The organism is Corynebacterium mendelii (genome assembly GCF_017307055.1).
Lineage (GTDB): Bacteria > Actinomycetota > Actinomycetes > Mycobacteriales > Mycobacteriaceae > Corynebacterium > Corynebacterium mendelii.
Map to the genome: position 1 here is coordinate 97,786 of NZ_JAFLEQ010000014.1, position 18,615 is coordinate 116,400.

Genomic DNA, 18,615 nt, shown 5'->3' on the forward strand with positions numbered 1-18,615 from the left:
GTGCCCTGGTCGTTATCCCACAAAGCCCACAGATGGTCTCTTCTGTGGTGTGGTGCGTGTGCTCTAGGCCTTGGCCTCGACGCGCTTGATGGCTTCTTCGGCCACCTTCTGCTGGATACCCATATCGAGTTCGGAGGTGAATCCGACGCAGGAGCAGTTGATCTCACCGAGAACGTAGGTGTCCTCGCCGTTGTCGCCGTCATCGAGCATGAAGTCGGCGGTCCAGATCAGCGGAATGTTGTCGCCGCCGAGCTTTTCGGCGATCACCGGGCGGGCGTCGGCAAACATGTCGACCAGGTCCTGCCAGGCTTCCGGCTTGTCGTAGGTGTACTGCGCGCCGGAGAACAGGGTCGCCGAGAAGTTGTCGCCGCCGGCGGCCGGCTTTTTGTGCACCACGAACACCGGGTGCGGGCCGACGAGAAGAATACGGATTTCGCCTTCCACGATGCGCGGCATGAAGCGCATATCGACCAGCATGCCGTTGTCGCCGATGATGTACTGGTCACAGAAGTCCATGAACTCGCCGAGCTTTTTGACCTCGGTGTGGTTGTCCACGGCCTCGGTGCATTTCAGTTCGGTGTCCAGCGGCAGTTCAGTGCCGGGCTCAACTTTGGCGGCCAGTTCCTTGTCGGCCAGCTGCACACGCCAAATGCCGGAACCGGTCGATCCGCGGTTCTGCTTGAGTACGCGCTCACCGTAGGAGATCGACTTCGGGAAGGTCTTGTGGAACTCGTCGACCTCGTAGTAGGCGTAGGTGTCCTCGGGAACAAGGTCGGTCTGGGCGAGCTTGACCAGGGCGTCTTTGGCGCCGTAGGACATCATCTCGTCGGGACGCGACATGCCCACCAGCCCTGCTTGATCGCTGAGCTTCATCAGCAGATCGAAGTAGCCCTTCTCGCCGCCGGGAATGTTGCCGGGGTTGACACGCGAGATGTAGCCCCCGAAATTCTTGGAGACGTAGTCGAAGATGGCGTCGGCCCATTCGGGGCGGTAGAACACGACCTCCGAGTCCCAGCCTTTTTCGCGGATGGCTTCCACGATGGGCATCGTGTCTTTGCGGTGGCCGTTGAAGGTCTTGTCGCTGCCGCCCTCAACCTCGAATACGACGATGGCTTTCTTCATGCGGATGGTGCTCCTTGGGTGTTGTTTCAGATGCTTCAGATGCGGTGGGCTGGTGCCTGTGCGGTTGCCCCAGATGCGGACGACCACACTCCAGCCCCGTGTGCGGACCGGGGATGGCCCGGCAACACCCCCAAGGTTAGGTGAGACGATTGCACCATGGGGCCGGGGTGGAAAAGACATGACAAGGAACACACACCCGCAGGGGTGGTCCGCCGGGGAGGAATCCACACCCGGGGACCACATCAGATCACCGGGACAGGGGGCAGATGCCACCACCAACCGCAGGCCATGTGTGACCAATGTCTTAATTATCTCTGACTGTGGCGCAGTGAACTACTATGGGTAGCCGGTAGCCCCCGGCGCGTACGGTGGGCGCCGGGCGAATGCCGCCGGACCGGCCCCCATGCCCCCGACAGGCCCCGCCCACCCCTGAAGTGTCGCAGTGCCCCGTTGTCCCCGACGATCAAGAAAGTGTGATCAGGCGATTATGACCGTTCCCTTCGACCCACATCCGGCTTTCGCCGACTATGCCCATCCCGACCGGCTGGTCAGTGCCTCCTGGCTGTCGGCCCGGCTGGGCATCGACGGTTTGAAGGTCGTCGAATCGGATGCCGACGCACTGCTGTATGACATCGGGCATATCCCCGGCGCCGTGCGCATCGACTGGCGGCGGGATCTCAACGACCCGGTGACCCGCGATTTCATCGACGGCGAGCAGTTCGCCGCACTGATGAACGACAAGGGTATAGCCAAAGATGACACGGTGGTCATCTACGGCGATCAATCCAACTGGTGGGCGGCGTTCACATTCTGGGTGTTCACCATGTTCGGCCACGAGGATGTACGGCTGCTCAACGGCGGCCGCGACGCCTGGATGGCCGAGGAACGCGACACCAGTTTCGTGGTTCCCGACTACCCGCCGACGAATTATCCCGTTCCGGTGCGCGATGACAGCACCCACCGTATTTTCTGCACCGATCTGCTCGACAACATCGGCCGGGGCACCATTGTCGATGTGCGCCTGCCAGAGGAATACACCGGCGAGTCGAATCCGGATGACTCCTACGGGGCGGTGGCCACCATGCGCGGCGGCCACATCCCCACCGCCGTATCGGTGCCCTGGCGGCGAACCGTCCACCCCAACGGCCGTTTCAAATCCCGCGAGGATCTGGACAAGCTCTACGCCCAAGCGGGAGCCGACCCCACAAAGCCCACCGTGGTCTACTGCCGGCTCGGTGAGCGCAGCGCCCTGACCTGGTTTGTGCTGACCTATCTGTTGGGCTGGCCTGCGGTGCGCAACTACGACGGCTCGTGGGCCGAGTGGGGCAATATGGTGCGCATGCCGGTGACAAGGGGTAGCGAACCGGGGGATATGCCGGGCAGTGCCGCCACATAACCTGAACGGTGTTCAATCACGCGCTTAAGCGGCCCCGATCGGCACCCGATTCATAAACGTATCCCCCTTTTCCACCCCCAGACCGGACAACCCCGCACATAAAATCCCCTACGCCTAGGTGTGCCTTGTGAAACAATGGGGGGCAGTGACGTGCGCCTGTGAAGGCGCCCCCCGACCAGCACCGCAGCCACCGCCGCACGGCGGGACGCAAGCCGGTGCGGCCGGGCGGGCGGCGTTCGCCTATTCGCACATGAGCACTGCCACATTTATGCAACAATGACGTGTATGACCGGCTCCGCCGTCTTCCAGGACAGCTGGCCGCAGGTGGTCCGTGATGCCCACGGCACTGTGTGCCGCCTGCCCGCTTTCCGGGTGGGGCCACATGAATTTTTCAACAAACCTCGAGGAGGGGTTGTCTGTGACTGTCGAGACGAAGAAAATCAACAAGGTGCTGGTCGCCAACCGCGGTGAGATCGCGGTGCGGGTGATCCGTGCGGCCAAGGATGCCGGCATCAAGTCGGTGGCGGTCTACGCCGACCCGGACAAGGACGCCCCCTTTGTGGAACTTGCCGATGAGGCATTCGCCCTGGGGGGACAAAACTCCGCCGAAACCTATCTCGTATTCGACAAGATTCTCGACGCCGCGAAAAAATCCGGTGCCGACGCCATCCACCCCGGCTACGGCTTCCTCTCCGAAAACGGCGACTTCGCCGAAGCCGTGGAGAACGCGGGCCTGATCTGGATCGGCCCTTCCCCGCAGTCGATCCGCGACCTGGGCGATAAAGTCACAGCCCGCCATATTGCGCTGCGTGCCAACGCCCCGATGGCCCCGGGCACCAAAGAGCCGGTCAAAGACGCCGAGGATGTGGTGGCTTTCGCCAAGGAGCACGGCCTGCCGATCGCCATCAAAGCCGCGTTCGGTGGCGGTGGCCGCGGCATGAAGGTCGCCCACAAGATGGAAGAGGTCAAAGACCTTTTCGAATCCGCCACCCGCGAAGCCACCGCCGCCTTCGGCCGTGGTGAGTGTTTCGTGGAGCGCTACCTGGACAAGGCCCGCCACGTCGAATGCCAGGTGGTTGCCGACATGCACGGCAATGTCATTGTCGCCGGTACCCGCGACTGCACCCTGCAGCGCCGCTTCCAGAAACTGGTGGAGGAGGCACCCGCCCCCTTCCTCACCGACGACCAGCGCCACCGGCTGCACGAGTCGGCCAAGGCGATTTGCCGGGAAGCGGGCTACTACGGTGCGGGCACCGTGGAGTTCATGGTCGACAAAACCGACGGATTGATCTCCTTCCTCGAGGTCAACACCCGCCTGCAGGTCGAGCACCCGGTCACGGAGGTCACCACCGGCATTGACCTGGTTCGCGAGCAGTTCCGCATCGCCGAGGGCCGGGAGATTCTGCACAAAGAAGATCCCAAGCCGCGCGGCCACGCCTTCGAGTTCCGTATCAACGGTGAAGACGCAGGCTCGAACTTCATGCCCGCCCCGGGCACGATCGTCACCTACAAAGAACCCACCGGGCCGGGTGTGCGCATGGATTCCGGTGTGAAACTGGGATCGGTTATCGGCGGCCAGTTCGACTCCATGCTGGCGAAACTCATCGTCTACGGGGAGACCCGTGAAGAGGCCCTGCAGCGTTCCCGCCGGGCGTTGGAGGAGTTCGTCATCGAGGGCATGCCGACGGCCATCCCCTTCCACCGCCACATTGTCGACAATCCGGCGTTTGTCGGTGACGACAACGGCTTCGACGTCTACACCAAGTGGATCGAAGAAGAGTGGGACAACCCGATTCCGCCGTATGCCGACCCGGCAGACGCCGAGGAAGACGAAGAGAAAGTTCCCGCCCAGAAGGTTGTCGTCGAAATCGACGGCCGCCGCGTCGAGGTGGCTCTGCCCGGCGATCTGGCACTCGGTGGCGGCGCCGGCGGGGCGAAGAAGAAGACCAAGAAAAAGCGTGCCGCAGGCAAAAAAGCCGTCTCCGGTGATGCGGTGGCAGCCCCCATGCAGGGCACCATCATCAAGGTCAATGTCGAGGAAGGCCAGGAAGTCGAGGAAGGCGAGACCGTGGTTGTTCTCGAGGCCATGAAGATGGAAAACCCGGTCAAGGCCCACAAGTCCGGTACCGTCACCGATCTGGCGGCCGCTGAAGGCGACGGTGTCAACAAGGGTGCCGTCCTGATGGAAATCAAGTAAACCCACCCCGACCGAACCGCCTGGAGCACCCCGCACCGGCAGCAACCGACGACCCCCGCCCCTTGGGACGGGGGTCGTCGCTGTGGGCCGTCAGCTGACAGCGAAACACCCGGTCGCCTGCGGCCCCCCGCTGGTAACATGACGTGCATGAACCAGGGCAACAACCGTGATCTGCGGGTCGGTAACGCCGACCGTGACAAAGCGATGCAATGCCTGCAGGATCTGTATGCCGCCGGGTATTTGACCGTCTCCGAATTCGACGAACGCACCAGGCTGGCCTGTGCCGCCACCACCCGCGGGGAGATCACCGACCTGTTCACCGATCTTCCCCGCCAGGCTTTCACCAACCGGGGCAATCTGCCCGCCACCACACAGTCACAGCAGGTCACGCGCACCAGTTTCAACCTTCCCGAGATCACCAAACCGCGGGCCAGCGGAAAAAGCCAGCGGTTGGGTGTCGCGCTGATTTCCACCATCGGCCTGGTGGCCATCTCCGGAATCAATGTCCCCGGTTTCGGTTTCGCCGCCCTACTCATCCCGGTGGTGTGGATTTTGCTCTATGTGATGAAAGTCGGCCCGGCGTCCTGGTACCAGCCCACACCGACGATGCTGCAGCGTTCCGCCGAACAGATCAGACAGTTGGGTTCCAGCGTCCGTGGCAGCACCGACAGCTTCGACCCATTCCGCGACCGGTAACACGGATATCCCCCGCCCCGGCGGCAGCTGCGGGCAGCTGTGCGCCCGCTGCCGGTAACGGGCGGCCGTACAAGAAAGACATCTCATGCAACCCAGTGACATCAACGGTGGCCGTTTCTATATCCGGCCACTGCACGACGACGACCGCATCGACGACCGGCCCGCACTAGCGGCGGTGTTCGGACACGAAGTTGACGACGATTTCGTCACCAGGGCACGCCACGACTGGTTGAGCGACACCGTCTACACCTGGGCGTCGTGTGAACAAACCTGCATCGACATGGCGGCATTGATCACCCTGGTCCGCCACGGGGACGGCACCTGCACCATCACCGGGCAACCGGCCGGTGACCCCGCAACACTGGTCCCCAACCCCGATGATCTGGAGCGCAAAACCTACCAGGATGCGGCCGATGAAGCTGTCTCGGTGGTTACCCGCTGGGCCGAGGGCGTGCTGGGGCTGACAACGGCCGCGGCCGGAGATCACGGCGGCACCACCGCATAGGCGACGGTGATCCGCCGGGCGGGACGCCGCAACAACGGTCACAGCCCGGCAGCACGTTCCCGTGCCGCCGGGCTGGGTGCCCCGTGAAGCTGGGCGACGGTTTTCCTAGACCAGTTTCCAGCCGGTGGCATCCGACCGGGCCTGCCAGAAACGCCTGTAGTGGCCGTCACGGGCAAGCAGCTGTTCATGGGTGCCGATGTCCTCGACCCGTCCGTTGCCGTCCAACTGCACAATCTTGTCCGCCCGCATGATGGTGTCCAGTTTGTGGGCGATGACAATCAGCGTGGAATGCCGGCGCAACTGCTCGGTGGAGGCGAGAATATTGTTTTCGTTTTCCGGATCCAGGGCGCTGGTCGCTTCATCGAAAAGGACAATGGGTGCTTTCTTCAGCAGCGCACGGGCGATGGACACCCGCTGCCTTTCACCACCGGACAGCGCCCGGCCCCCTTCCCCGACGCGGCTGTCCCAGCCGTCGGGAAGCCGATCGACGATTTCGGTGACCCCGGCCAATGCCGCGGCCTGCTCGATTTCTTCGTCCGTGGCATCCTGGCGTCCGATACGCACATTTTCCCGCAGTGTGTCGTCGAACAGATACACGTCCTGGAACACCATCGACAGCTGTGCCATCAGCTGCTGCGTTGTCTGCTCACGCACGTCAACCCCGCCGACTTTCACCGAACCGGAGTCAACATCCCAAAAGCGGCTGATCAGCCGTGCGAGAGTTGTTTTACCGCAGCCGGACGGCCCCACCAAAGCCACCATCGTGGCCGGTTCCGCGGAGAAACTGACCCCGTCGATGACTGTTTCACCGGGAATGTAGCCGAAGGTGACATCAGACAGTTCAACCGCACCGGGATCGGTGATCACCGCCGGTTCGGCCGGTTCCGGCAGCGGATTCGCGGTGAGTACATCAACAATGAACGAAGTGGTTTGTTCGCGTTCCTGCAGCGCCATGACCGCGTCAGTCAGTTCATGCAGGGTCAGCGCGTACCGCAGGGCGATACCGATGTAGGCGATAGCCACCAGCGGACTGGTGCCGCCGTAGAGGGCAGTGGCAACAGCAACCGCCATCAACACCGCCACGATCATCTCGGTGACCACTTTCGCGACCACCATCCCGCTGCCGGAAAAGCGGGCGCCCTCCTGTTTTTTCTCCAGCCACTGGCGGGTGGACTGCTCCAATTTATGGTAGGTGCGGGATTGCCCGCAGGAGCGCAGGGCCTGCTGGCGGCGGCTCATCTCGATCAGCCTGCTGGCCAGATCCTGCTCCGCGGGTTCGGTGATCGTTTTTCCCTTCGAGTGCATTTTCGAGGCAAAAACCTGCAGCGCCACATAGATCGGCACCACCAGGGTGAAGGCAAGTCCCAGCCAGATGTTGACCAGCCAGCTGGCGAGACAAATCACCACCACGGCCACACTGTTTGTGACCAGAGCGACAAGGGAATGGACCACCAGTTCCCCGGCCATCATCAAATCGTTGGCCACCATTTTCGACAGTGCGCCCGCGGTCGGGGCTTTGAACCAGCCCAGCGGCAACCGGGAAATCTGGTCGCCGACCCGCTCATGGACGGTTTCGATGAAATCCAAACCCACCGCGTAGCCGGCCATATTGCGCCGGTAGGCCACCCAGAAGCCGATAACCGCCAGCACCACGCTGATTCCGAACCAGCCCAGTGCCCCCAACCCCATAAAAGGACCCGAGGTGGCGAAGGCGCTCACCGCGGGGATGAGAGCCATCAAAGCCAGCCCCTCAACCACGCCTTGCAGGGCGGCGATGCGGACGGCCTTGTCGACGCGTTCGGGTTGCGAACACATTGTCCGCGACTGGTCGAGCACCTTGATGAATTGCACAGCCATGGCTAATCCTTCCCGTCAGTGGTGGTATCCCGGCTGGGGGCCGCATCGTCCCCGCACCTGGCGTGGGTGAACAGCGCAGAATAGAGCGGATTGTCTTTTACCTGTTCCGGGGTTCCGTTGGCGACGATCCTGCCCCGATCGACAACGATGATCCGGTCGGCACCGGTGACCGATTCGGGCCGGTGGGCGATCACCAGCACTGTTTTGCCCTTCACCAGCCGGTTGAGTGCCCGCTGGATCTCCGCTTCGGATTCCGGATCGGAAAAAGCCGTCGCTTCGTCGAGAATCAGCACCGGGCAGTCCCCGATCAGGGCCCGGGCAATGGCGATGCGCTGCTGTTGGCCGCCGGACAGGCTGATGTCACCGAGTTCGGTGTCGTAGCCGTGCGGCAGGGCCTGGATGACGTGGTCGATATTGGCGTCTTTGGCGGCTGCCACGATCTCGTCCATGGTGGCTTCAGGTTTGGCCAGCCGGATATTTTCCGCGATGGTGGTGTCCAGCAGCTGGGGATCCTGCAGGACGAAACCCACATGCCGGTAGAGGGTGTTTTCCGCCATCTCCGACACGTCTGTTCCCCCCAGCCGCACCGTTCCCGAGTCGGGGTCGTCGAAACGGGCCACCAGGGTTGCAATGGTTGACTTTCCCGAGCCCGACGGTCCCACCAGCGCGGTCACCGTCGCTTCGTCGAGGTGGAAGCTGACATCATCAACGGCCAGGTTCTGGCCGAAGGAATAGCTGACATGATCAAACTCAATGTCATGGCCGTCCGGGGTTTTCGAATTGTCGGTGTAGTCGAGTTCCGGGGTATCCAGGGTACGTTTGATGCGCAATGCCGCCGCCCCGGCAATCTGGTAGATCCAGACTGAACCGCCCATGGAGTTGACGGCCTGCGGAATGATGAAGCAGATCAGCGTGGCGGCCAGGATCTGCGGGGCGGTGACATAGCCCATATTGTGCAGCCACAGACCGCCGCCGAGCATGACCGCGAGCAGGACCGGCACGGAAATCAGCGCGTAGCTGACCCCCGAGCCGACCAGCATCGGCCCCACCCAGTTGCGGTACATCTCGGTGAATTTGCGGGCAGCCTGCCGGTAGGACGCGTGGGCTTTGCCGACCTGGCCGAAAGCTTTCACCACCGAGATACCGGAGATGTACTGCACCATCTGCGAGGACACCTCGTCCAGGCGGGCATCCATTTCGACGGTCTTTTCCCCCATATCGTGCATCATCCAGTACATGAAGGCGAAGTAGATCGGCAGCGTCGCCACCGTCAAAAGGCCCAGCCGCCAGTCAATGATGAACGAATAGGCCAGCAGCACCACCGGGGTCACCGAGGCCATGACACCATCCACCGGTTGATGGGCGATGAGCATGTGAACCTGTGCCAGATCGTCCTGCAGTGATTTGCGGACCCGACCGGAATTGGTGGCCGTAAACCACGACAGTGGGGCTTTCGACAAAGCCTCGACCATATCGTCGCGGATGGCGGCATTGAGTTCGGCATCCACGGCGTGGGTGATTCCCCCGGCAAGTATTCCGAGTGCGGCCTTGACGACCATGGCCCCGGTCAGTATCGCCACCAGGGTCCATACCCTGGATGAGTCGACCGGCCCGTTGCCTGCCTGCATGAATTCATTGCCAATGGCAACCAACGCCCAAAACGGAACCACCGTCAGCACCGCGGCCACGGCCGCCAGCGCCTGGGCGAGGTAAATCTTGCCCTGCAGCGGCCGCATCAGTTCCTTGAGGGCCTGTTTTCCTTCCGCCCGCTCCTGTTTGAGTGTGTGCGGATCAGCCGGTTGCCCGGTATCCGGTGGATCAGTCGCCACAGTGGATTTCATGCTGCTTGTCCTTCCCTTATCCGCAAGCGTTGCTTCCCGCTTCAGGTGCGGGCACGCCGCACCCGGTCAGTACGGCACCACAGCCAAGGCTAGCCTTCTGCCGGACAAAAGGGAACAGTTCGCGCGCAATTACTAGAACAATGTTCCACCATTTCCCACCCCCGCGCGTCATATGTGATACATCCCTGTAGCACACCTGCACCACCCCCATTTTCGGGCCGGCCCCCGGTCGGTACCGTGCCGCTGTATTGCGCCGCCTGTCGGGTGTGTCGCCGAATGACCATTCCCACACTTGTTGAGTCAACAATATGCTACTGGTAATGATAGTCATTTACTTTTGGCCGATGGGGATCGCTGTCTTTTGTTCCCGGGCCAGCCCGGGGGTGGCAACCGGGGTGCGCCGACACATAACGGACTCCCCCGCGGGAAATCCGGCACACCCCACCGCCGTGGCGGCAGCGCCGAATCTGGTGTCCCCTGCTGCGTGCACACTTCGACCGCGGGTGAAAAAATACGGTGTATGACTGCTGCACCATCGCGAATCGGGCGGAAACCGGTATTCAACAAAGACTCGCTCGGGGCGGCCGGCCTGAAGGTCGGGTTGCTCGATATCACTGTCGCGGCAGTGGCCAAAGAAGTGGGGGTGCGTTCCTCGGCGTTGTACCGTCTGGTCAATGACCGCACCGACCTGGTGGTGCTGGCGGTGGAGAAAATCGCCTCGTTGACTCCCCTGCTGCCCGGACACGGCAGCTGGCAGGAGGTCCTGCGCGATTTCGCCGACCGGCTGTGGGGGATCTGTGAAAGCTATCCCGGTTTCAGCAGTGTGCTGTTAACCGCCCCCGGTACCACCGCCGCGTTCACCCCGCATCTGGCCGGGGTACGCGACCAGCTTGTCGCCCACGGCTTCACCGACCGGCAGGCCAGCTTCGCCCTGGCGGTGGTCGGCGACTGTGTGGTGGGAACCCACAAAGTCATCGATGCCATTCCCGGCCCGGCCGACGACAACGGGCGGACCGGCGATGCCCCCGGCTACGCCCGTCCCGCGGATCCGGCCACCTGGCAGCGGGACTATCTGTCGGTCAAACTTGATTTCCTCATCACCTCGCTGGGCGACAACCGCCCGTCCACGCCGGTGATCACGACCGCTGATCCGGCCGGAGCCACCCGGCTTCCGGCAGCAGAGGCCCGGCCGTCTGTTCCCGCCGGTGACTTCACCGGCTAGGACAACCCGACCGGACCCGGATCATCCTTCCCGCTTCCGGGTGACCGCGGCGCGCAGCGGCGGGATGATCCGGGTTGTTGTTCCGCCGGTGTGTTCCCCTAGTGTTGGCCGTCCGGGTCGATGACCACCAGAAGGTCACCGCCTTCGACTTTCACCGCTGCACCGACAACCACCCGGCTGATGGTTCCGGCCACCGGCGCGGTGATGGTGGCCTCCATTTTCATGGCTTCAATGACCGCCACCGGGTCACCGGCGTTGACGGTGTCGCCTTCGCTGACGCTGGCACTGACCACTCCGGCGAAGGGCGCGGGAACATGACCTGCATTGTCCGGGTCGGCTTTTTCCGCCTCGGGGACATCGGTGGCGGCGGAGGTGTCACGCACCCGCACGGGACGGATTTGCCCGTTGACGGTGCACACCACGGTGCACATGCCTTTCGCGTCCGGTTCCCCGACAGCATCCAGACGGACGGTGAATTCCCGGCCGTCGGCCAACCGGACGGTGTCTTCCTCACCTTCGTAGAGTCCGTAGAAGAACTTGTTGTCGTCAAGCACCGTGGTATCGCCGTTGATCAGCCGGTGGTCGGCCAGTTCTTTGGCCGGTCCGGCAAACAGCAGCCGGTCCAGGGTGGCCCGGCGGGTCGCCGCGTTACCGGAGGCCAAATTCACTTCATCGTCGTGGCTGATGGTGGCCGTTGCCGTCGGCCGGTCGGCCCTGCCCTGCAACGCCCTGCTGCGCAACGGTTCCGGCCAGCCGCCGGGCGGGGTGCCCAGTTCCCCGCGTAGGAAAGCGATCACCGAATCGGGGATGTCGTATTTCTGCGGGTCGGCGACGAAATCCGCCGGATCCACATTCGCGCCGACCAGGTGTAGTGCCAGGTCACCGACCACTTTCGACGACGGGGTGACTTTGGTGGGGCGGCCCAGCATCTCGTTGACTGCGGCGTAGTAGTCCTCGACGAGTTCGAAACGGTCGGCCAGGCCGAGGGCTTGAGCCTGTGCACGCAGATTCGACAGCTGCCCGCCGGGGATTTCGTGCCGGTACACACGGCCCGTCGGCCCCGGGGTTCCGGATTCGAAGGGGGCGTAGACCTTGCGGACGGCTTCCCAGTAGGGTTCCATGTCGCAGACCGCATCAAGGCTGATACCGGGATCCAGTTCGGTGTGGGCCAGGGCGGCGACAATGGCCGACAGCGACGGCTGGGAGGTGGTGCCGGACAAGGGGGCGGCCGCCCCGTCGATGGCGTCGGCACCGGCGACCACGGCCGCCATATAGGTGGCCAACTGTCCGCCGGCGGTGTCGTGGGTGTGGATGTGCACCGGCAGGTCGAAGTTTGTGCGCAGTGCGGTGACCAGTTGCCGGGCCGCCTGGGGCCGCAGCAGACCGGCCATGTCTTTGACCGCCAGGATATGCGCGCCGGTGGCGACGATTTCTTCCGCCAGCCGCAGGTAGTAGTCGAGGGTGTAGATGTTTTCCCCCGGGTCGGTCATATCCCCCGAGTAGGCCATGGCGACCTCGGCGACGGCGGTGCCGGTGGACAGCACCGCATCAATGGCCGGTTTCATCTGGGAGACATCGTTGAGGGCATCGAAAATCCGGAAGATGTCGATGCCGGAGCGGGCCGCCTCATCGACGAATGCGGTGCAGACGGTATCCGGGTAGGGGGTGTAGCCGACGGTGTTGCGGCCGCGCAGCAGCATCTGGATATTGATGTTGGGCATGGCCTGCCGCAGCGCATCAAGCCGCGCCCACGGGTCTTCGTGGAGAAAGCGCAGCGCCACATCGTAGGTTGCCCCGCCCCAGGCTTCCACCGACAACAGCTGCGGGGTGGTGCGTGCGGTGACCCGGGCGGCTGAAACCAGGGCCGAGGATCTCACCCGGGTGGCCAGCAGTGACTGGTGGGCATCACGGAACGTCGTTTCGGTCAGGGCGACCGGTTGTTGGGCGCGCAGCTGCTCGGCGAATCTGGCCGGGCCCAGTTTTTTCAACCGGTCCCGGGATCCTTCGGGCAGCGGGGCCTGCAGGTCGATTGCCGGCAGTTTGTCTTCCGGTACCGGGGCCACCGGCCGGTTGCCGTGCGGCCGGTTGACTGTGGTTGAGGCCAGGTAGTTGAGCACCAGCCCCGCCTCATCGTCGGCCGGCGGGGCCTGCAGCAGCCACGGGTGGATGTCAATGAACGAGGTGTCGATGCGTTTTCCCGTGAAGTCGGGTTCTTTCAACAGCGCGCGCAGGAATCCGATGTTGGTGGCGACACCGGCGACGGTGAATTCATTCAGTGCCCGGCGCGCCCGGGTGACCGCTGCCGCGAAATCCCGCCCCCGGCAGGTCATTTTTACCAGCATGGAATCAAAATGGGCGGTGATTTCCCCGCCCAGCTGCGCTGCACCGTCCAGGCGTACACCGGCACCACCGGGGCTGCGGTAGGCGGTGACAATACCGGTGTCGGGGCGGAATCCGTTGTTCGGGTCCTCGGTGGTGATGCGGCACTGCAGGGCCACTCCCCTGATCTGCACCGACTCCTGGGTAATCCCCATATCGGGCAGGGAGTCACCGGCGGCGATGCGCATCTGGGCTTTGACAATGTCGATGCCGGTGATTTCCTCGGTGACGGTGTGCTCGACCTGGATGCGGGGGTTCATTTCGATGAACACGTGACGCCCCTGTTCATCAACCAGGAATTCGACCGTGCCCGCCCCGGTGTAGTTGATGTGTTTGGCAAACGCCACCGCGTCCGCGCAGATTTTTTCCCGCAACCTCTCGTCCAGGTGCTGCGAGGGCGCAATTTCGACGACTTTTTGGTGGCGGCGCTGCAACGAGCAGTCACGTTCGAAAAGGTGCACCACATTGCCGTGGGTATCGGCCAGAATCTGCACTTCGATGTGCTGTGGTTTGATCACCGCCTGTTCCAGGTAGACACTCGGGTCACCGAACGCGGAGTGCGCTTCCCGGGAAGCTTCGGCGGCCAGGTCCGCCAGCACGTCGGCCGAGGGGACGAAACGCATGCCCCGCCCGCCGCCGCCGGCCACGGCTTTGGCAAACAGCGGGTATGTCATGCTCGCCGACATTGCCACCAGTTCATCGATGTCGGCGGTGGGCGCGGAGTCGTTGAGGATCGGCAGGCCCGCGGCTGCGGCGGCATGCACGGCGGCTGATTTGTCGCCGGTCAATTCCAGCACCTGGGGGGTGGGGCCGATGAAGATGATGCCCTTGTCGGCGCATTTTTTCGCCAGCACCGCGTTTTCGGACAAAAAGCCGTAGCCGGGGTAGATGGCGTCGGCCCCGGATTGTTCGGCCGCCCGGATCATCTCGTCGATATTGAGGTAGGCCTTGACCGGCGAATCACCCTCCCCGATGCGGTGGGCTTCGCTGGCGAAAGCCCGGTGGAAGGAGTTGCGGTCCTCGATCGGGTAGACGGCGACGGTGGCCGCCCCCACTTCGTAGGCCGCACGGAAGGCGCGGACGGCTATTTCACCACGGTTGGCGACAAGAATTTTTTTGAGCATGTCAGTTCAGCGTTTTCATCAGGTATGGGGGTGGGGATTGCGGGGAATGGGTTTCTCGGCCCGGCGGCGGGATGCCGGATGCACCCGGCACCGGCCCCACCGGTGATTCCCCGGGGCAGGTGCCGGAAACAGGCGGTGCACGCACCGGGGCCGGAGACAGATATGAATCTATCAGCGAGCAACGGCCGAAACGGACAACATCAACCCCGCACTACACCTGCGACCGGGCAGTGGTCGAAAATATTTTTCTCATTCCACCCCCATTTCTCGGGGTTTTCCGGCGGCTGCCCGGCGGCGGTCCCGGAGCCCCAGGGCGTCGATAATCCCGGCGGCGACGGTATCCGGACTGCCGCTGTTGGCCATGGTGATGCCGGCTTCGTCGTCCGTCAACCCCTCCAGCGCGGCCAACTGGCTGGGCAGCAGCGACAACGGCATGAAATGCCCCAGCCGACCGACCAGACGTTCGGCGACGACCTCGCGGGGCAGGGTCAGATGGACAAATACCACCCGCCCGGGTGCGGTGCGCAGAATATCCCGGTAGCAGCGGCGCAGCGCCGAGCAGGCGATGACGCAACTGCCGCCGGTGGCGCCGACACCGGTCATGTGCGCCGCCAGGCGTGCCAGCCACGGTTGCCGGTCATCATCGGTCAGCGGGATACCGCCCGACATTTTCGCGATACTGGCATCCGGGTGAAAGTCATCGCCGTCGGCGAAACGGGCGGCCAGCATGTCCGCCAGGCAGTGCCCGATGGTGGTTTTCCCCGCCCCCGAGACCCCCATGACAACAATGTGCAGTGGCCCACCCCGCCCGTGGCAGGCAGGGTGTCCACCCGCCCTGCCCACGGCCGGGAAGGCCACGGTGGCCTGTGCGCGGATTCCTGTCATGGTGTTGCCTTGTCCGTCTGCCGGATCATCCGGCATCTGTGGGTGGGTGGTAAATGGTGGCTGAAATGTCTGCGGCGACGGCCGGCGGCCGGTTTTTTCTTCCGGGCCCCGGGCGGCCGGTCACCCACCCACCGCACAGATCAGGGCGGAAAACCTGTCGCCGATCAGCTATTGGTATGACCCACCGACATGGGGGTGACGGGTCCGGCAGTGGGGGTCTCCACCCCCGCCACCGGCATACCGTGCGGGTCACGACGGCCGTCAATACGGCCTGACGGCACAGTCTGTCCGGATGCGGCCGCAATGCACGATGTCATCGTCCCGGACATGGCGACTCCTTGTCGTGGGCGGGTATCAGAGGTTGAGAGTCGGCAGGTGCCGACCGGTTCCGGCCCGTCGCGGGCGGATTAGGGATCCCACCGGGGGACTGTCCGGACGACACCGCCCACTTAAGGATAGTGCCGGTGATTGAAAAGTCATATTTTCGCATCAAATAATGGTGAATGGCGCCACCCCCACCCCACCGCCGCGACGGGGAGCCGCAAAGATACCACCACCCCTTTAGTCGCATATGCTCCCTTTGATCGGGTAATGTCTAGTTGAATACGAAATCACCGGTCTTTGCAGGTTTTTCCTGATTTTCCCCCAACGACCGTCGGCCCTGTGCCGTACGCCGCTTTCACCGATGATTTCCTGCCGCCGCAGCAGCAGACGCTGCGGGATCAGTGCGCCGGACCCCGGTTCCGGCGACACGGTTTTTTACAGCGGCAGCCCTTCATTCACCGTTAGGCGGTTTCCCGTGCCGAAGTCACACACCCTTCCCCTGCTCGAGACAGTTCTCAACCAGCTTGGCTGCGACATTGTCGACGGCCGTTTGAGCGAGGGCGACACATTCACCCTCAACGACATCTGTTCCAGATTCGATATCTCCCGCACCGTCGCCCGGGAAGCGATGCGTGCCCTGGAGCAGCTGAACATGGTCTCGTCCTCCCGCCGGGTCGGCATCACCGTCCGCCCGCAAAGCGACTGGGCTGTGTTTGATTCCGCGATCATCCGGTGGCGTCTGGACAATCACCACGAGCGCGCCAGGCAGCTGCAGTCACTGACCGAACTGCGCACCGCAGTCGAACCGGTGGCCGCCTCCGCCATGGCCCAGCACGCCTCCGAGGAAGCCCGGGAAAGAATCGTTGAACTGGCTAAACTGCTGCAGCATCTGGGTGATTCCGGGCGCGGTGACTCCCATGAGTTCCTCATGGCCGACATCGAGTTCCACACCCTGATCCTCAAGGCTTCCCGCAACGAAATGTTTGCCGCCCTGGCCCCCACCGTCGCCGCCGTGCTGGACGGCAGAACACAGTTGGGCATGCAGCCGGCGCATCCGGTCAAAGAAGCACTGGAGCGCCATGCCGCGCTGGCTGAATCCATCAACCGCGGTGACAAAGCCGCCGCTGAAATGCACTCGCGGGCACTGCTGACCGAAGTGGCCCAGGCCCTCGGCGACAAATAGAGCCGCTGATTTTTTCCGCACCGGGACACCCCGCCCCGGCGGGGATATCCTTCCACCCGCGCCCACCGGATTTTTCCGGTGGGCGCGGTTTTTGTTTCCCCCTTCCGGGTCTTTGTGCCTGTCCTGCCCGCTGTCACCCCACCGGCGGACCCCGCTCATAGGGCACCCCGCCACCACGCGTTCACCGCTCCCCCGGTGCCGCAACAAGGCACGGCCGGTCACACCCGGAGGGGTCAACCACAGCCGGGGAAAACCGCAGTCAGGGAAACACCGGCCCATCAGGTTGTCCACCGGCGCCTTCCCGACGGCGGGTTTCCCGCCCACCCGGACTTTCTGCCTGGGGATAATTTCCCCGCGTGTTGAACCGCTGTTGCGGATAAAAAACCGGCCCCACGGCCACCGCGGTCATGCGGTGGACGTGGGGCCGGGCTCCGGGTCACCCCGGAGAAAGGGATGTTCTATTTGCGTTCGACACTGCCGGTGACCGGGGCACCGTCTTCGGTGACCGGGACAGTCAGCTGTGCCGACAGGTTCTGCACCCACCGGTAGCAGACAAGGATCAAACCGGCGAACAGCACAAAGCCCACCCAGTTGGAGATCCCGGCAAAGGAATCCGGGAAGATACCGATCGGGGACGGGTTGCCGGAACCGGCGATAACACCGGCGTTGAGCACACCGTAGAGGGATTCACCGACGATCAAACCGGTGGCCATGAGCACGCCGAGACGCTTCTTGCCGCCGGAGTTGGATTGTTTGTCGGCCCAGCGGTCGTAGAACACACCGAGGAAGGCGCCGATCGGGATGATCAGGGTCAAACTGACAGGCAGGTACATGCCCATGCCGACGGCCAGCGGGGGAAGCCGGAACCGGCCGGTGGTTTTACCCAGCACCTCATCGACGATGACGACGCCGCAGCCGATCAGGCAGCCCAGGCCCACCAGGGACCAGTCGAGGGAGTCACCGAAAATTCCCTGGGCCACAGACGACATCAGCGCGGCCTGCGGGGCGGCCAGGGCATCGGGCCCGGCACCTTCCATGCCGACGAAACCGAAAGCGGTGAACATCAGCTGCAGGATCGGCGGAATGACCGCGGAGCCGAACAGCACACCGAGGATCAGGGCCACCTGCTGTTTCCACGGGGTGGCGCCGACCAGCTGGCCGGTTTTCAGATCCTGCAGGTTGTCGTTGGAGATCGTGGCGATACCGAAGACCACCGAGGCGGTAAACAGCGTGTAGGCGATCAGCGCATCCGGGTGGGTCTGGGATTCGTTGCCGGTGACCATTTTGATCAGCAGTGCCGCGGTGATCACCACGATGATGCCCACACCGGAGATCGGCGAGTTCGAGGCACCGATCAGACCGGCCATGTAGCCGCACACCGAGGCGATGAGCAGGCCGAGCAGCAGGGTGTAGATGATCGACAGCAGGATCAGTCCGGTGGTGTGGTGGGCGATCGGGGTGTCTTTGACAAACAGCCACAGAAGAAGGCCGACCGGGATCATCGAGGCGACGGTCACCCCGGCAACCACCGGGAAGGGGATGTCGCGTTCAACCACCGGCACCACTCCACCGGAGGACCGGGTGCGGGAGGATGCCAGGGAAGCTTTGATGCCTTTGGCGATGGGGCCGATGATTTTCAGCAGTGTCCACACCGCGGCGACCGCCATCGCCCCGGCGCCGATGAAGCGGATGTCCTGGCTGAAGGTCGTGTCGACAATATCGGGGTCGAGCACACCGGCCAGTTCCCCGGCCGAGTAGATCGGCAGGAGGATGAAAAATGAGATCACCAGGCCGACGATCATGGCGATACCGACGGCGGGGCCGACCAGGTGGCCGACACCGATCAGGGCCAGCGACAGCGAGGAGCCGAGGGTGGTGGCACCG

Annotated in this window: 12 protein-coding genes; 6 read left to right on the forward strand and 6 right to left on the reverse strand. The window is 63.6% G+C overall.

Annotated features, from left to right (window positions below; all coding sequences use genetic code 11):
• Positions 1-63 precede the first annotated feature (63 nt).
• Positions 64-1,122 carry a Cj0069 family protein gene (locus JZY06_RS07805; protein ID WP_207278997.1) on the reverse strand — a complete coding sequence of 353 codons (1,059 nt, stop codon included), beginning with the start codon at positions 1,120-1,122 and terminating at the stop codon, positions 64-66.
• 487 nt (positions 1,123-1,609) lie between these two features.
• On the opposite strand from JZY06_RS07805, the gene JZY06_RS07810 reads away from it, so the two are divergent.
• The 4 genes from JZY06_RS07810 to JZY06_RS07825 all read left to right on the forward strand — a co-directional run bounded on the left by JZY06_RS07810 (position 1,610) and on the right by JZY06_RS07825 (position 5,916).
• Positions 1,610-2,518: a sulfurtransferase gene (locus tag JZY06_RS07810; protein WP_207278998.1), complete on the forward strand. Its 909-nt coding sequence runs from the start codon at positions 1,610-1,612 to the stop codon at positions 2,516-2,518.
• Between the two features lie 418 nt (positions 2,519-2,936).
• Positions 2,937-4,715, forward strand: coding sequence for an ATP-binding protein (locus tag JZY06_RS07815; protein WP_207279025.1), 1,779 nt, complete (start codon positions 2,937-2,939; stop codon positions 4,713-4,715).
• Positions 4,716-4,853: 138 nt separating this feature from the next.
• The gene (locus JZY06_RS07820) at positions 4,854-5,411 is read left to right on the forward strand and encodes a DUF1707 SHOCT-like domain-containing protein (protein WP_207278999.1); all 558 of its coding nucleotides are present in this window, start codon (positions 4,854-4,856) and stop codon (positions 5,409-5,411) included.
• Positions 5,412-5,496: 85 nt separating this feature from the next.
• Entirely contained in the window at positions 5,497-5,916 is a 420-nt protein-coding gene (locus JZY06_RS07825; protein WP_207279000.1) for a hypothetical protein, read from the forward strand.
• A 105-nt stretch (positions 5,917-6,021) separates the two neighbouring features.
• Here the strand turns inward: JZY06_RS07825 and JZY06_RS07830 are convergent, their stop codons facing one another.
• Positions 6,022-7,773 (reverse strand): ABC transporter ATP-binding protein, encoded by a 1,752-nt coding sequence (locus JZY06_RS07830; RefSeq protein WP_242516831.1) that lies wholly within the window; start codon positions 7,771-7,773, stop codon positions 6,022-6,024.
• A 2-nt stretch (positions 7,774-7,775) separates the two neighbouring features.
• Positions 7,776-9,614, reverse strand: a complete 1,839-nt coding sequence (locus tag JZY06_RS07835) for an ABC transporter ATP-binding protein (RefSeq protein WP_207279001.1) — start codon at positions 9,612-9,614, stop codon at positions 7,776-7,778.
• A 520-nt stretch (positions 9,615-10,134) separates the two neighbouring features.
• Here JZY06_RS07835 and JZY06_RS07840 point away from each other — a divergent pair.
• A complete protein-coding gene (locus JZY06_RS07840; RefSeq protein ID WP_207279002.1) occupies positions 10,135-10,836 on the forward strand; it encodes a TetR/AcrR family transcriptional regulator in 702 nt (233 codons plus the stop codon).
• Between the two features lie 98 nt (positions 10,837-10,934).
• Here JZY06_RS07840 and JZY06_RS07845 read toward each other — a convergent pair whose 3' ends face one another.
• Positions 10,935-14,339, reverse strand: a complete 3,405-nt coding sequence (locus JZY06_RS07845; RefSeq protein ID WP_207279003.1) for a pyruvate carboxylase — start codon at positions 14,337-14,339, stop codon at positions 10,935-10,937.
• A gap of 249 nt (positions 14,340-14,588) precedes the next feature.
• Positions 14,589-15,224 carry a gluconokinase gene (locus JZY06_RS07850; protein WP_207279004.1) on the reverse strand — a complete coding sequence of 212 codons (636 nt, stop codon included), beginning with the start codon at positions 15,222-15,224 and terminating at the stop codon, positions 14,589-14,591.
• 799 nt (positions 15,225-16,023) lie between these two features.
• Between JZY06_RS07850 and JZY06_RS07855 the strand changes: the two genes are divergently transcribed.
• Positions 16,024-16,731, forward strand: coding sequence for a FadR/GntR family transcriptional regulator (locus JZY06_RS07855; protein WP_330617197.1), 708 nt, complete (start codon positions 16,024-16,026; stop codon positions 16,729-16,731).
• A gap of 458 nt (positions 16,732-17,189) precedes the next feature.
• Here JZY06_RS07855 and JZY06_RS07860 read toward each other — a convergent pair.
• The coding region (locus JZY06_RS07860; RefSeq protein ID WP_242516832.1) for an OPT family oligopeptide transporter at positions 17,190-18,615 on the reverse strand (1,426 nt) is incomplete at its 5' end.

Excerpts from the sequence above, each read along its gene's own strand:
- JZY06_RS07810 (WP_207278998.1), top strand. The coding sequence starts at position 1,610 with ATGACCGTTCCCTTCGACCCACATCCGGCTTTCGCCGACTATGCCCAT.
- JZY06_RS07805 (WP_207278997.1), bottom strand. The coding sequence starts at position 1,122 with ATGAAGAAAGCCATCGTCGTATTCGAGGTTGAGGGCGGCAGCGACAAG.
- JZY06_RS07845 (WP_207279003.1), bottom strand. The coding sequence starts at position 14,339 with ATGCTCAAAAAAATTCTTGTCGCCAACCGTGGTGAAATAGCCGTCCGC.
- JZY06_RS07820 (WP_207278999.1), top strand. The coding sequence starts at position 4,854 with ATGACGTGCATGAACCAGGGCAACAACCGTGATCTGCGGGTCGGTAAC.
- JZY06_RS07830 (WP_242516831.1), bottom strand. The coding sequence starts at position 7,773 with ATGGCTGTGCAATTCATCAAGGTGCTCGACCAGTCGCGGACAATGTGT.
- JZY06_RS07835 (WP_207279001.1), bottom strand. The coding sequence starts at position 9,614 with ATGAAATCCACTGTGGCGACTGATCCACCGGATACCGGGCAACCGGCT.
- JZY06_RS07850 (WP_207279004.1), bottom strand. The coding sequence starts at position 15,224 with ATGACAGGAATCCGCGCACAGGCCACCGTGGCCTTCCCGGCCGTGGGC.
- JZY06_RS07840 (WP_207279002.1), top strand. The coding sequence starts at position 10,135 with ATGACTGCTGCACCATCGCGAATCGGGCGGAAACCGGTATTCAACAAA.
- JZY06_RS07825 (WP_207279000.1), top strand. The coding sequence starts at position 5,497 with ATGCAACCCAGTGACATCAACGGTGGCCGTTTCTATATCCGGCCACTG.